The organism is Aliivibrio fischeri (assembly GCF_009727955.1).
GTDB classification, from domain to species: domain Bacteria; phylum Pseudomonadota; class Gammaproteobacteria; order Enterobacterales; family Vibrionaceae; genus Aliivibrio; species Aliivibrio fischeri_A.
The window spans coordinates 829,014-842,894 of record NZ_WOBR01000004.1 but is presented as its reverse complement, the minus strand read 5'-3'; the positions used below and the strand labels follow the sequence as shown (position 1 = coordinate 842,894).

Here is a 13,881-nt window from a genome sequence, read left to right as displayed (position 1 = left end):
GTTACACAGCAAGAGTAATGTTTTAGAAATTATTAGAAACATATTTATTCTAAGACCGTCTCTGACTCTATAGGTCTTTTTAAATATTTGCTGTATCATTTCTGTCTTAATAATAAGAAAAACATATAGGTCTATAACAGTGTCAGAGCTAATAAATACATCAGAATTTAATCCAGATATTTTAGTTGAAACGGTAAAAGGAAATAAAGTTCCAGTTAGTTTTCAAGTTATGCAATCTTTGTATAATGAAATTACGGGAAAAACTGAAGAAATTGGAAAACAATACAAGAATCGATATCAGGTTGAAATGAATGATTTAGTTCAATTGAATTGTAAAATGAATCAAGCATTTGAACAGTATAATCTTGTAACAAATAATTGTACGATTACTATTTATTATGAAGAAGATAATAATGAAAGGTTTAGTTCATTTGCTCGTTTTTCTGCATTTGATCCTTCTAAAAATTGCCCTGTGAAGTATGTACATTTAGAATATAATTTTCTAATTCGTCTGCCTGTAACTCAAACGACTCAAAGTTATAATATATCGATCAGAATTGGCTCTTTAATATCTCACTATGAAGAGTGGCAAAATGATGGGATGTTAGATGTATTTTCAAGTAATTCTTTTAATATGGTTGCAGTTGCTGAGGCGAAAATTAACTACATTGATTATATGGTCGCACAAACATTTAAGCGGCTAATTGATGATTGGTTTGAGTCATTAGACGTTGCAACGGAAGGTCCAATCGTTTCACACTTTCAAAAATACATTAATAAATATGCGATGTTAAGTAAAAATATATTTGCGGCATCCATGATTTTTGTTTTGTATTGGCTACTTGAACACGATGTGGTTTTTTCTAACTCAGAGCGAGCTTTTAATGAGTTGCTACAATTATTATTAGTTGGTTTTGTTTTGTTAGTTTTTATCCTGTATGTGAGCTCTTTTATTGGTTCTTTGTGCCGTAAATCTTTGCAAAATATAATGCCTTTATCATATGTTTGCCTTAATCGTGGCGATGAAAAACTTATTAAAAAACTTAAAAAATCAAATAAACGCACTTTCTTAAAAGGAGTTATATCCATAATATCAAGTTTTTTTATCGGCATTCTTTCTTCTACTGCTGTTTGGTATTTTACTTTGCCATAGTTTGATGGGCCTCTTTAACTTTTGTCGCTAGCTTTGAGGGCTTAGGTTATTTACCTGACTCTATGCTTTTATGGAAAGTATAAATAAAGGCCGTTCGCCACGGCCTTTATTACCCCAAAACTGTAATATCCTTTATTCCCCCAACTCACCCAAAGCCCTTAACTTAAGCCCCTCAGTATACTCATTTATCTTCCAATGCTCAGGGCTCCAGCCTTTTACGAAGCGGTGGAAATCAGCCCATGCGATGCAATACAGAGGTTGCCATTCTGCTTCTATTTCAAGGGCTGTTTCTAATTGGTTTTCCCCTAATGCGTGTTTGATTTGCTCAAAGTAGTGATCGAGTAATTCGCTCTCAAGCTTTGCGCATTGTTCAGGGGGAATACAACTGCTGATAAATAAAATCACATCCTTCATGCCACAGCCTTTTCCTATGTACTGGAAATCAACTGCAGCGACGTGTTTTCCATCTTCAGAAAAACAGAAGTTCGCTAACTTCGCATCACCATGTACAAGAGTTTGATAGCGAGTATTTTTAAGTGTTCGATCAATCTTAAACGCAGCGTCTTTTAATGGTAAATCTGTTAAGGCTTCAAGCTCATCAGGGCGAGTGTCTAAATGCCAATAAGTACCCGTTTCCCATAACCCAATTGGTTGTGTGTTTAAGTGCTCGATATGAAAATACGCAAGCCAAGTTAAACAGGCTTTGGCTTCATCTAATGATACGTCGGTTTTTACAAGAGGAAAGCCAGCGATCGCCAAATCTTCAAGTACTAACACGAGTTCATTATCATGCTGCTCTACGTATAAACAGCAGGGTACAGGGTTATACAGTGACACTGAGTTGGCATAATCTTGATACCAATTGAGTTCCACTTGGTATGAATCAAGCTTACGTTGATGCGAGCGATCCGTATTCCAACCTTTAGGATGCACTTTAGGTTTGGGTAACGTGATTTGTTTGATGATAATCGAGGAAGTAGGGGCATTGCATAAATGCAAACGCACCAACTCCCCATAACCGCCCCACAAAGTTTGTAGCGTATCAGTCTGAGTAATTGATGCGTTTTCGAAACCCGAAATACGTGATAAATCAAACATGTCGAGTTCCTTTATTCATCCAGTTTAATCTAGATTACTTATGGTTTGAGAAGTTGTCGCCTTTTGCCATGCGATCGTACATGATCACGTTTACCGCAGCCGCAAGGTTCATACACCCATTGGTAGGTACGTAAATTGTTTCACGACAAAAATCGGTGATCTCTTTTTTCAGCGTACCATCTTCAGGGCCAAAAATGTAAAACGCACGTGGTGGGTGCTTGTAATCTGGCAGTGGTTTTGCGCCTTCAATCAAATCAACGGCAACAGGCACGCAATCTAGAGGAACGATGTCTCTTAGATCTTCAACACCGATTAACGGTAGGTTTAAATGCTGACTTTTTGTATCCGTACAAAACTGCTTAGCAATGTCATAACGCTTCCCTGTGTAGAATACAGAGTTTACGCCATAGCAACCCGCAGCGCGCATTACAGAGCCTACGTTTTCAGGTGTTTTTGGGTTTACTAAACCAATACAAGAATAGCCTTTAGTCATTTTTACCGTCTTTCTCTTACAAAATTTGCGCGAAGTATACCTAAATTGATGTCATTCATATAGACTCATTAGAGAATTTCCTAAGAGAATGATTATGAAAACAGTAGCAATTTTGGTTGATGTGCAAAACATCTATTACACCACGCGTGATGTCTACCAGCGTCATTTCGATTACAACGCACTATGGGCAAAAGTAACCGAAGGAAGAACCGTGGTGGGAGCGAACGCTTATGCTATTGCTCGTAGCGATGATAAACAAAAACAGTTTCATAATATTCTTCGTGGTATTGGTTTTGATGTTAAGTTAAAACCCTTTATTCAGCGTCGTGATGGTTCGGCAAAGGGCGATTGGGATGTAGGGATCACCCTTGATGCGATTGAATTGGCTGAGCAGGCGGATATTGTGGTTTTATTGTCTGGTGATGGGGATTTTGATTTACTCATTAAGCGAATTCAGTCACGTTTTAATAAAGAAGTTGAAGTGTATGGCGTGGCAGATTTAACCGCTAATTCACTCATTGATGCGGCAGATCGCTTTATTCCAATTGAAGATAATCTATTGTTATAAAACAGATTATTTATTGTAGGCTGTTGTGTTAAGTAATCTGTAATTGAGATAATTATCATTCTACGCCTTTCGACTCCTACTGTATTTTATAGAATGGGGAGGAGGGCAACGAAAAACGGCCTTTTTATAATTGGCTCACATCATAAAAAAGGATAATAATGAAATGAGTCAAGCAACACAGCAGCATTCCGATCCGGTTCCTATCGTGAGTAACGTGATACTTCACGCTTTTGATTGGAGCTATCAACGAATTACTGAACAAGCTGAATTAATTGCTCAATTGGGTTATCGCTCAGTGCTTGTTTCTCCTGCCATGAAATCTCTAAATTTACTATCTGGAACTAAGTGGTGGCAGCGTTATCAACCTCAAGATTACCGTTTGATTGATAACCCTCTTGGCGATACGTTTGACTTTAAACGCATGGTTGAACGTTTAACTGAGCTTAATATTTGGGTTTATGTGGATGTGGTGTTTAATCACATGGCCAATGAATCGGATATTCGAGCTGATTTAGAATACCCAAATCAATGGGACAGAGAAGACTATGCTAAAGATCCTGAAAGGTACGAGGCATTAACTTTATTTGGTGATTTATCTGAGTCTTTGTTTACGGAGAACGATTTTGTTGAAGCGTTTGGCATTGAGAATTGGAATGACAAATGGGAAGTGCAAAACGGACGTATTTCAGGTGGTCCACACGATCCCGGTTTACCGACATTAGCCGATAATGAACATGTGATTGCACAGCAACGTGCGTATTTAAAAGCGTTAAAAGCCATAGGAGTGAAAGGTTTTCGGATTGATGCTGCAAAACACATGAGTCTTGAGCATCTTGAGAAAGTGTGGGATGAAGAGATCACGCATGATATTCATATTTTTGGTGAGATCATTACCGATGGCGGTGCAACAAAAGAAGAGTACGAAACCTTTTTAAGCCCATATTTACAAGAAACCAAATTAGGTGCTTATGATTTCCCTCTGTTTAATACCTTGTATCAAGCGCTAGAGGGTGAAGGGTCATTAACTAGTCTGATAGACCCGTATATCTACGGCATGGCACTTTCTCCATTACGTGCAATTACCTTTGCGACGACTCACGACATTCCTAATAACCAGGTGTTTCAAGACCTTGTAATGTCTGAAGAAAACGAATGGCTAGCTTATGCGTATTTGTTTGGGCGTGATGGTGGCATTCCGCTTATTTACTCAGAGAATGAGATCAGTGGATTTAAAAATACGGAAGGTAATCCACGCTGGAAAGATGAGTGGTGCTCTAAACGCATGACTCAATTGATTGGGTTTTATCATGAAATGTATGGCGAAACTCAAACGCAAGTTGAAGCCAGTGATGAGCACTTGGTGTTTGCACGAGGCGAGCGTGGTTTAGTCGCTATCAATAAATCTGAACATAATATTGAAGTAAATGTCGCGGTTAAGGCGGATATAGTTTGGTTAGAGCATACTTCTCAAACTTATCATGCACCGCAGCAAGGGAATTTACGTTTCTTTATTCCTGCAAAATCGTATTTACTGTTTTCTCGTTAATCGTTAGTTTTTAGAGCAAAGCGTAATAAAAAAGGTGGATAATTTATCCACCTTTTTTGTTTGTTACATTGCTTATCTAAGATAATTACACTTTAAATTGATGCACAATATCACTTTGCTGGTGAGCCAGTTCATTTAATGTTTGGCTTACATTAGCAATGTCGTTCATCGCTTCTTGGTTATTTTCAGCAATGTGGCTGATGTCTTCTAAGCTACGTGCAATCTCAGTTGTTGTTGCACTTTGCTCGTTTGCCGCTTGAGAAATGTGATTACTCATGTGGCTGATCTCTTCAATTAAGTTTTGGATCATCACCATCGCATTATTGGCTTCGTTGGTTTGAGTGACGCTTTGTTGCATGTCTTCAACACAGCTTTCAATCACTGTCGTGGTGGTTTTTGAGCTTGATTGAAGGTTAGCAATCATTACTTCAATTTCAGAAGTGGATTTTGCTGTACGTTGAGCAAGAATACGAACTTCATCAGCAACAACCGCAAAGCCACGGCCTTGTTCGCCGGCACGAGCTGCTTCGATAGCGGCATTAAGTGCAAGTAGGTTGGTTTGTTCAGCAATGTTATTAATCACATCCAAAATTGAGCCAATCTCGCTACTTACTTTCTGTAGGTTTGATACGGCTTGTACTGATTCATCTAAACGAGAAGAAAGTTGCTCAATGGTCTCTAAGTTGTTTTTCATGACTTGTTGACCGTGCTCAGAAGCGGCTTCTACTTCTTGTACTTTTAGTAGTGAACTTTCTGAGCTTGAGGCAACTTCTACAACCGAGTGTTCCATCTCTGTCATTGCCGCTGCAACGCTTGTGGTTTGTTCACGTTGGTTCAGCAGTTGTTGTTTCGCTTTCTCTGCGGTTGCGTTGTTATTTTGTGCAACTTCAGTCAGTTCGTCTGATGCTCCACTTAACTGAATTAATACTTTTTGTAGGTTGTCAGCAAGGGTATTGATATGACGAGATACACGGCTAAATTCGGTATTTCGCTTGGTTTCAATACGCTGAGTCATATCGCCAGAGGTTAATGACTCTAAGATTTTAAGCATATTTTGCAGTGGAGTACGAACTGATGTCGCTAGGTTAAAACCAATAAAGGTCGCTAACAGAGAAACAACCACACCCAGTGCAATCCCTTTATAAAGACTTTGTTGGTAAATGGTGTCTGCTTGTTGCAGTGAGTTTTGTAAATCTTGGTTTGCTAATTGATTAAATGAAGTTAGTAGGGTGATGGCTTTATCAATTTGCTGAGCAAGGTTTGAGATGTTGGTGTACAACGCATCTTTAGCCGTTAGGTAGGCAAAGTGAGTATTTAGAATCCCTTCTTTTTGTCCTACTTCAGCACTGAATTGTTTTACTGAATCATCAAATGTGCCTTTTAGCTCAGGCAATTGGTTTGCTAGCCCACGGTAAGCGTAGTTTAAGTGCGTAACCGCTTTTTTGTTTTGATTAACGGCTTTATTAACCAATGCGATATCGTTACTTGCTAATGCATCCGAGGTAATCAGCTCTGCGTCTTCTAGTTTCACGAAGTAGCTTTTCGCCATCATCTTAACAGCGATACTTTCTTGGTCATTAATGTATTCTTTCATGCGTACACTTAACTCAGTGTAAAGACGTTGAAAGTTACGGATCGCTTGTTGTTTTTCATCTTCAGCAGTCAGTAGGGCTTGGTAGTTATCCATTGCTACTTTTGCTTCATTGAAATAAGCGCTTTCTATTTTAGCCAGTTCTGAACGTTGTTGTGCGCCCGTGTTTTTTTGTTGAGCGGTATTGATAAGTTGTTTAAAGGTATTTTTAAATTTGGTTTCTGCAACAGAAAATTGCTCACGAGCTTGCTGCATTTGAATAGGATCGCGAGTAGTAAGGAAATCTTTAAATGACTTATCAGCAGCAAGTAAGGAGACGCTTGTTTCGTTTGATAAGCTCACTAAAGGCATGGATTCTGAAGAGACAGATTGCATCTGTTTGTGAATATTGCTCGTTCCGTTGAGCATTAAGATAACCGTCGTAATAAATAGGATAACAATTAAGGAGAATCCTGCGTACATGCGACGAACTACCGAACTGTTCATGTTGTATCTCTCTTTCATCTAAAAGGGTATTAAGATTGTGCAATGATGACTTTTTTGCTTGCGAGTCTTAAAATGGTTACAGTGATTATTCATGATATGATTAACTCGTCACACAAATTGCGACCTTGTCTATAAAATTAACAATAACTGTTAAAATTTTTACATTATTTCGGGTGAGTTCTCTGTTTGGGTTTTAGATGATTGCTTTTACTATTTCTCAAGTGATTGTTTTTGAGCTATTTGTAACGCATACTAAGTGAAAGTAAAAAATAAAATAGAATTCTGGGTATTATTGGAGGCGCTTCATGGCTGAAGAAACAATTTTTAGTAAGATTATTCGTAAAGAAATTCCTGCGGATGTGGTATATCAAGATGATTTAGTTACGGCTTTTCGCGATATTAATCCAAGAGCGCCAAGCCATGTATTAATCATTCCTAATAAATTGATCCCTACTACGAATGACGTAGAACCAGAAGATGAATTGGTGATGGGACGTTTGTTTACTGTAGCTAAAAAAATTGCACAAGATGAAGGCATTGCTGAAGATGGTTACCGTTTAATCGTTAACTGTAATCCTCATGGCGGTCAAGAAGTTTACCATATTCATATGCACCTAGTTGGCGGTCGTCCTCTAGGTCCAATGCTACTAAGCTAATAGATATCATATATAGGCTCCTGTTTTTGTGGAGCCTTACTTTTCCAACGATGAGTTTCTTATAATAATGAATTCAATATTGAAGAAATCCACAATAGTTACTTTTGCTTTGCTGCTTTCTGGCTGCGCAAATATGTCTGTTGGCAATTTGTTTAGTCATTATTCAGCTCAAACTAATGATGTTTATCAATTAGTGAAAAGTGGTGAAGCAAAACAAGCTTATACTCTTGAAGAGCAGGAAGTGGGTGGCCCAATTCTTGATAATATGGAGCTTGGTCGTATTGCTTTATTAAGCGAGCAATATGCGGAGAGTAAAACGGATTTTGAAGTAGCAGAGCAAGCTGCAAGAGTACAAAGTGATCAAGCGACTATCTCTGTTTCTGATTCAGCAAATCAAGTGGGTTCTTTAGTCACGAATGATAATTTAATTGACTATAAACCAGCGGATTATGAGTTAGGTTACTTGCATTTATATTTGTCTTTAAATTATTTAAAAAATAATGATTTAGAAGGTGCTTTGGTTGAGGTTCGTAAAGCGAACTATATTCAAGAGCAAGCGAAAAGAGACAGAGAAAAGGATTTACAAAAAGCTGAAAAAGAAGCAAGAAAAGAGGGCGTTAAAACCAACGTAGGGGCTATTTTAGCTAATTATCCAGATGTGGGTAATCAACTTGCTGCGGTTCAAAATGGCTATCTTTTCTATTATTCAGGTCTGCTTTATGAAACCAATCGTTCTTTAAATGATGCTTATATAGATTATAAACGAGCGTTAGCAGTAGCGCCGAATAATAAAACGGTGATTGAATCGGTTCAACGTGTTGCTCGTAAACTGGGTATGCGTAACGATATCAAAATGTTAGAGAAGCAATACGGTGCTTACCAAGTACCAAAACGCTCTGATAGCCGTGTGATTATTATTGATGAACAAGGTATTTTACCGCCATTGTCTGATTGGCGATTGGGCTTACCTATGTGGGATAGCCAAGGTAATTTTGTTCAATATAATTTAGCATTGCCTTACTATAAAAACACCAAACGTCAGGTATTTCCGCCACTAAAAGTGAATGGTAAGTCGTTAGCGAGTGATCAAGTTGCTGATGTAACATTAATGGCGAAGAACGATCTTAATGAACGCATTCCTGCAATGGTGATCCGCCAAGCTTTACGTGTTGTTGCTAAAGATGAATTAAGAAAAACATCAAGAAACAGCAAAGAAGAAGAGTTGGTTAATGCGGTCTTTACTATCTTTAATACATTAACAGAACAACCTGATACACGTAGCTGGCAAACACTACCGGCACAAATAAGTGTAACAAGTATGAGTATTGAGCCCGGAAAGAATCAAATTCAATATCAAGGAAATGAACTAGACTTTACAGTAAAGGAAGGACATACCGTTATCGTCTGGTCATCTAGACAAGGAAACGCCGTCACTTGGTGGCATAAACAATTAGGGGAAATATAATGAAAAAATGGTTTATCGCACTTTTGTTACCATTGGCTTTGGCTGCGTGTAGTTCAAGTCAAACAGCAGGGATCAGTGTTGATAGCAGCACTCAAAAAGTTGTCTTTGGTGATAACGTATTGGGTAACCGTTTATCGGTAGAGCAGATCACAACACAAGACAATAATGGCTTGGTGCGTGGTATTGTGTCAGTTACAAGTAAATTTACGGGTGATCAACAGCTTCAATACCGTTTTTACTGGTATGATGAACAAGGTTTAGAGGTTAACGGTTCTGACTCTCCTTGGCGTACGTTTGTTGTTCGTGGTTTAGATACAATGAGCATTCAATCTGTGGCTATGAAGCCTGAAGCAACTCAGTTCCGTGTTCAAATTCGCACATTAGATTGATACTCATCTCTATGAATAGTTGACCACACTGTTTATTAACATTATTTGGTCAGCTATTTATGTAGAAGGGTATGGTTTCTTTTATAAGATAAAGACTCACTAGAGGTAAAAACAAAATGAAGAAAAGTGTTATTGCATTATTAAGCTTGGCTGTATTACTTGGCGGTTGTTCAAACAAGGTAAGCTATGGCGATGCTCAAGCTGTTGAAACAACAACTGTAGATTTCGGTTCAACTGATTTACAAAAAATCGCAGGTGAGATGACTGAGAGCATGCTTTCTTCTGGTGCTGTTGCTCAAATTACTCAAGGTAATCGTCCAATTGTTTTTGTTGAAAGCATTAAAAACAAAACAAGTGAACACATTGATACTGAATCTGTAACAGATTCAATCAGCACTAAACTACTTAACTCTGGTAAGTTCCGTTTTGTAGATATGGATCGAGTTGAAGCAGTTCGTTCACAACTTAACTTCCAAAACAATGATGAGCTAGTAAACCAAAACACAGCAATTCAGTTTGGTAAAATGGTTGGTGCTCAATACATGCTTTACGGCAACCTTTCTAGCATCGTGAAAAATGCAGGCAGCGACAAAGACGTATACTACAAAATGACAATGCGTTTAATGGATTTAGAAACAGGTCTAATCGAGTGGGCTGATGAAACTGAAATCCGTAAGCAACAAGAGAAAAGCCTACTAGGTTGGTAATCTCTTAATTACTTAGAATCATAAAAAAGCCCTTCATCTCGTTGAGTGAAGGGCTTTTATTTTGCGTTGAATATATTGATTAAGACACTTTGAAGAAGCTGACTTCTGCTTTTAATTCTTCAACTAAGGCAACCATTTCTGTATTTGAGTCAATCGCTTGAGTCACACCTGATAAGTTGTCGACCACCATGTTTTTAATGTCTTCCACATTATGTGCGATGTTTTGGTTTACGATTGATTGCTCTTCAGAAGCGGTCGCAACTGATGAGTTAATATCAACAAGCAGAGTTACTTTCTCTGAAATATTGTTGAATGCGTCTTCAATTTTATCCGATATTTTCGCTAAATCGTTGGTTAACTGTAAGTTGTTTTCCATCGCATCAACGGCTCTTGTCGCTTCTGTTTGTAGAGTCGCAATGATCGTTTGAATATTGGCTGTTGAATCTTGTGTTTTAACCGCCAAAGCTCTCACTTCATCTGCAACAACCGCAAAGCCACGCCCTTGCTCACCAGCTCGTGCCGCTTCAATCGCAGCGTTTAGAGCGAGTAGGTTTGTTTGGTCTGAAATATTACCAATAACGTCAACCACTGAGCTGATGTTGTCTGATAGGATTTTTAACTCTTCGATAATGCAAGATGACTCTTTAACCGATGATGAAACGCGATCAACGATAGAAGAGGACTCTTGTAACGTTTTTAAACTATCAGAGGAAAGAACTAAGGTTGTGCTCGTCTCTCCTTCAGCAGATAGTGCATTCGCGGCAATATCGTTTGCTGTGGTAGCCATTTCAGTAATAGCTGCAGCGACTTGATCGATGTGTTGTAGCTCAGATTCAGATCGCGTAACGTTATTGTTAGTCACCTCAGAGATTTGTTCTTGATGTTCAGATAGCTTATACATAATGGTGTTTGTTGTTGTCATTACACCAGAAATACGTGATTGTAAGCTCTCTAATGATTCTGTGATTAAATCAATTTCGTTTCCTGTTTTAGGAATGGATAGATTAGTAAAATCACCACTCGCCATCAGTTGAATATTGCTCACTACATTTGGGATCTGTGAAAGCTCTTTACGAACCACAATAAATTGAGCAAGAGTCAAAACCAAACCAAGAATAACTAAAACACTGATTAACGCTGTTCGGATATTTTGAGCATTTTCAAAGGTGCTAGTTTGGTTTGTGAACACGTAACCAATAAGATCATGTGAAAGTGGTAATCTCGTTAAACTAAAATACTCGTTATCCCCAGCATCAATAAACATTGGCTTGTCTGTCACTCCTTTATATTCTGGTCTAATTTCGAATAGATTTTTGTTTAGCCAATCAGGTGAGTTGTTATCAATAGCAACAATATGACCACTTTGAGTTGTTAGTGCGAATTCAATGCCGCTATTAGGTATTAATGCGTTTAAGTTAACCCCAACAGCAATAACTCCAACGATTTGATTGTTAAATAGAAGTGGAGCGCTCGCTGTGATTTCATAGTTCCCAGTGTTTGAGCGATAAGGTGCGGATATATTGGCTTCTTTTTTATCTAGGATAATAGAGTTGAACCATTCTCTATTACCTTTGATCGCATTGAACTTCTTATTCCATCCATTTGCTGAAACGGAAAAAACATCCCCATTAAGGTTGGCTAAGATGACGTTTCTGTATGCGTCATTTGATTCAACGATATTTTGTATGTTCCCTAAGATCAGTTTTTCGTCAAATGGTTGATTTGGGTTTAATTCTAAGGCGGCAGATAAGGATTTTATTGAGCCATAAAGTCCATTTATTGCCGAATTAAAATTAGCTTGAGTCACATCAAGTGCAATCTTACTGGCATGCGTCATGTTGTTTTCTTTATATGATTTTAAGAAACTTCCTGATGCAACAAGTGTTAAAGCAAGCGTTATCAATATAACTAAGCAGAAAATTAAAGTTATTTTTTTAATCATTTTTTGAAGGTTAATAATGGTTATAGATTGCGCACATTACACTGCTATTTTATGGTTTGAAATTAAAATTTTCGCTCATTTAAAAGGTTTTATAATTATTTATAAATGGGTTTTCTTAATGCTTTTTTATATGTAAAAAGAAGAAAATAAGACTTCTCTATTTGTTTGGTTTTTATAATTATTTAACTCTAATTCATTGTTGTTTAATGGTTTATTTTTTATGGTGCTCGGTTCCTATTTAAGCAGGTTAATACTAGATAAGAGAAAAAATAATGCCGACAAAATTTCAACTTTCTTATGATGAGAAGAGAACTTTATTTAATGGCATTTATTTTCAATCAAAGCTTGGGTATTGGAGCCGAAAGGAGTATAAAGAGACTACATCCACCAAATGAGAGAAAAACGATGAAACTGAATAAGTTAGAAAACAAAAATCGCCGCATTCGTAAAAAACTGTACCTAGGTGAGTTTGCGATTCTTGGTTTCGAGGTGAGCTGTACTACTGAATTTAAAGATTTCGATCAATATGATGTATTCGTGGATGAGTTTATTGACTACATTAATAGCATTGACTTGTGCTTTGGTGGCGGTGGTCTTGAGCTATTTGAAGGCTTTATTTGTTCAACAGAGCGTTACCGTTCAGTAACAGAAGAAGAGCAATTAGCAGTAGCAAATTGGTTAGATGCACGTTCAGAAGTGAAGAAAGTCGAAGTTAGTGATTTAGTTGATGCTAACTATCTATAATTTTGATTATCAATAAATCAGAATAAAAAAATCCGCCGATAATGGCGGATTTTTTATGAGTGCTATTTTTTCACGCATACCACGATGGCATTGCCTGATGAGGCTTCAAGTGGTGTGATTTTCTCGTAATCATGTTCAAACATATGAACATCAAAGTATGGCTCTAGCAAGGCTTTTAATTGGTCAAAATCAACGGCAACCATTGGGTGCTTATCATCCCAAATTTCTGTTACGCCATCTGTTGTCTTTTCTATTTTCAGCAATAGGTGCTGTTGTTCACCTCCGCCACAATAGTTCCAACCTGATTGAAAGCTAAACTGGCTACCGTCATGTTCTGCAGCGTGTTTTACAAATGAACGATTGTCGATTTTGTTTTTAGCTACAGAGTTAAAACAAAGCACACCTTCAGGCTTTAATGCGGCATGAGCACTTGCAATACATTCACTCAGTTTTTCTATATTTGCATTGTAATGAATGGAATAAAGAAAACAGGTGATTAAATCCAATGGTTCTTCAACTTTGAAATTACTCATGTCATGCAAAATAAAATTCGCATCAGGGTTACGCTGCTTAGCAATATCAAGCATGGGTTGGTTAATGTCTAAACCGCTTGCTTGGTAGCCATAATTAATAAAATGATGTACATGTGGGCCAGTTCCACACGCTAAGTCAAGATAATCTCTTCCTTGATTACCAAAGATTTGGTGTATACGACGAACAAAGTTACTCTGTGATTGGTAATCAATGTCAGCACACATTAAATCGTAATAGCCAGATAAATCAGTATATAAAGCGTTAGAGGACATTTTAGCCTATCCATTACAACACCAGTCTACTTTAAGTGTTTGATTAACTGCTTATTTTGAGAGGTATAAAAGAAAAAACGTCTTATAAGGAATGACAAAGCGTTAAGCCTGAAGAGACGCGTAGGGCGCGGATAATAATTCAATTTGTAATGTTTGAATAGATAAAGTTAATCAATTTGTAAAATCATTTTTGTGAGTGATTTTGTCTCATGATCAAACTTATTATGGCTATGTGTT

General features: G+C 37.5%; 13 protein-coding genes. 8 read left to right on the top strand and 5 right to left on the bottom strand.

The window, feature by feature from the left end; translation table 11 throughout:
• Positions 1-139: 139 nt before the first annotated feature.
• Complete coding sequence (locus GNP81_RS07215) at positions 140-1,153, top strand: hypothetical protein (RefSeq protein WP_155673523.1); 1,014 nt, start codon at positions 140-142, stop codon at positions 1,151-1,153.
• Between the two features lie 132 nt (positions 1,154-1,285).
• Here GNP81_RS07215 and GNP81_RS07210 read toward each other — a convergent pair whose 3' ends face one another.
• Positions 1,286-2,251: a phosphotransferase gene (locus GNP81_RS07210; protein WP_155673524.1), complete on the bottom strand. Its 966-nt coding sequence runs from the start codon at positions 2,249-2,251 to the stop codon at positions 1,286-1,288.
• Between the two features lie 34 nt (positions 2,252-2,285).
• A complete protein-coding gene (locus GNP81_RS07205) occupies positions 2,286-2,744 on the bottom strand; it encodes an RNA methyltransferase (RefSeq protein WP_005418920.1) in 459 nt (152 codons plus the stop codon).
• A 94-nt stretch (positions 2,745-2,838) separates the two neighbouring features.
• Here GNP81_RS07205 and GNP81_RS07200 point away from each other — a divergent pair, with 94 nt between their 5' ends.
• Both GNP81_RS07200 and GNP81_RS07195 read left to right on the top strand, forming a co-directional pair.
• Complete coding sequence (locus GNP81_RS07200) at positions 2,839-3,312, top strand: LabA-like NYN domain-containing protein (RefSeq protein ID WP_005418921.1); 474 nt, start codon at positions 2,839-2,841, stop codon at positions 3,310-3,312.
• A 163-nt stretch (positions 3,313-3,475) separates the two neighbouring features.
• Positions 3,476-4,858, top strand: coding sequence for an alpha-amylase family protein (locus tag GNP81_RS07195; RefSeq protein WP_155673525.1), 1,383 nt, complete (start codon positions 3,476-3,478; stop codon positions 4,856-4,858).
• Between the two features lie 85 nt (positions 4,859-4,943).
• On the opposite strand, the gene GNP81_RS07190 is transcribed toward GNP81_RS07195, so the two are convergent.
• Positions 4,944-6,935: a methyl-accepting chemotaxis protein gene (locus tag GNP81_RS07190; RefSeq protein WP_063645586.1), complete on the bottom strand. Its 1,992-nt coding sequence runs from the start codon at positions 6,933-6,935 to the stop codon at positions 4,944-4,946.
• 305 nt (positions 6,936-7,240) lie between these two features.
• Here GNP81_RS07190 and hinT point away from each other — a divergent pair, with 305 nt between their 5' ends.
• The 4 genes from hinT (at position 7,241) to lpoB (ending at position 10,152) form a co-directional block, all read left to right on the top strand.
• A complete protein-coding gene (hinT, locus tag GNP81_RS07185) occupies positions 7,241-7,591 on the top strand; it encodes a purine nucleoside phosphoramidase (RefSeq protein WP_155673526.1) in 351 nt (116 codons plus the stop codon).
• Between the two features lie 67 nt (positions 7,592-7,658).
• Positions 7,659-9,056 (top strand): COG3014 family protein, encoded by a 1,398-nt coding sequence (locus GNP81_RS07180; protein ID WP_063647397.1) that lies wholly within the window; start codon positions 7,659-7,661, stop codon positions 9,054-9,056.
• Complete coding sequence (locus GNP81_RS07175; protein WP_005418928.1) at positions 9,056-9,445, top strand: YcfL family putative periplasmic lipoprotein; 390 nt, start codon at positions 9,056-9,058, stop codon at positions 9,443-9,445. The genes GNP81_RS07180 and GNP81_RS07175 overlap by 1 nt, the downstream gene beginning before the upstream one ends.
• Before the next feature lie 116 nt (positions 9,446-9,561).
• Positions 9,562-10,152 (top strand): penicillin-binding protein activator LpoB, encoded by a 591-nt coding sequence (lpoB, locus tag GNP81_RS07170; protein ID WP_005418930.1) that lies wholly within the window; start codon positions 9,562-9,564, stop codon positions 10,150-10,152.
• A gap of 79 nt (positions 10,153-10,231) precedes the next feature.
• Here the strand turns inward: lpoB and tcpI are convergent, their stop codons facing one another.
• On the bottom strand, positions 10,232-12,094 hold the full coding sequence (gene tcpI, locus GNP81_RS07165; RefSeq protein WP_155673527.1) for a toxin-coregulated pilus methyl-accepting chemotaxis protein TcpI: 1,863 nt from the start codon (positions 12,092-12,094) through the stop codon (positions 10,232-10,234).
• A gap of 405 nt (positions 12,095-12,499) precedes the next feature.
• Between tcpI and GNP81_RS07160 the strand changes: the two genes are divergently transcribed.
• Positions 12,500-12,838: a YggL 50S ribosome-binding family protein gene (locus GNP81_RS07160; RefSeq protein WP_012534078.1), complete on the top strand. Its 339-nt coding sequence runs from the start codon at positions 12,500-12,502 to the stop codon at positions 12,836-12,838.
• 62 nt (positions 12,839-12,900) lie between these two features.
• Here GNP81_RS07160 and GNP81_RS07155 read toward each other — a convergent pair whose 3' ends face one another.
• Positions 12,901-13,644 carry a class I SAM-dependent DNA methyltransferase gene (locus tag GNP81_RS07155; RefSeq protein WP_012533103.1) on the bottom strand — a complete coding sequence of 248 codons (744 nt, stop codon included), beginning with the start codon at positions 13,642-13,644 and terminating at the stop codon, positions 12,901-12,903.
• Positions 13,645-13,881: the final 237 nt, after the last annotated feature.

Bases quoted from the DNA above. Each gene is read 5' to 3' on its own strand.
- GNP81_RS07190 (WP_063645586.1), bottom strand. From the start codon at position 6,935: ATGAACAGTTCGGTAGTTCGTCGCATGTACGCAGGATTCTCCTTAATT.
- GNP81_RS07180 (WP_063647397.1), top strand. From the start codon at position 7,659: ATGAATTCAATATTGAAGAAATCCACAATAGTTACTTTTGCTTTGCTG.
- GNP81_RS07205 (WP_005418920.1), bottom strand. From the start codon at position 2,744: ATGACTAAAGGCTATTCTTGTATTGGTTTAGTAAACCCAAAAACACCT.
- GNP81_RS07155 (WP_012533103.1), bottom strand. From the start codon at position 13,644: ATGTCCTCTAACGCTTTATATACTGATTTATCTGGCTATTACGATTTA.
- GNP81_RS07175 (WP_005418928.1), top strand. From the start codon at position 9,056: ATGAAAAAATGGTTTATCGCACTTTTGTTACCATTGGCTTTGGCTGCG.
- GNP81_RS07200 (WP_005418921.1), top strand. From the start codon at position 2,839: ATGAAAACAGTAGCAATTTTGGTTGATGTGCAAAACATCTATTACACC.
- tcpI (WP_155673527.1), bottom strand. From the start codon at position 12,094: ATGATTAAAAAAATAACTTTAATTTTCTGCTTAGTTATATTGATAACG.
- hinT (WP_155673526.1), top strand. From the start codon at position 7,241: ATGGCTGAAGAAACAATTTTTAGTAAGATTATTCGTAAAGAAATTCCT.
- GNP81_RS07195 (WP_155673525.1), top strand. From the start codon at position 3,476: ATGAGTCAAGCAACACAGCAGCATTCCGATCCGGTTCCTATCGTGAGT.
- GNP81_RS07210 (WP_155673524.1), bottom strand. From the start codon at position 2,251: ATGTTTGATTTATCACGTATTTCGGGTTTCGAAAACGCATCAATTACT.
- lpoB (WP_005418930.1), top strand. From the start codon at position 9,562: ATGAAGAAAAGTGTTATTGCATTATTAAGCTTGGCTGTATTACTTGGC.
- GNP81_RS07160 (WP_012534078.1), top strand. From the start codon at position 12,500: ATGAAACTGAATAAGTTAGAAAACAAAAATCGCCGCATTCGTAAAAAA.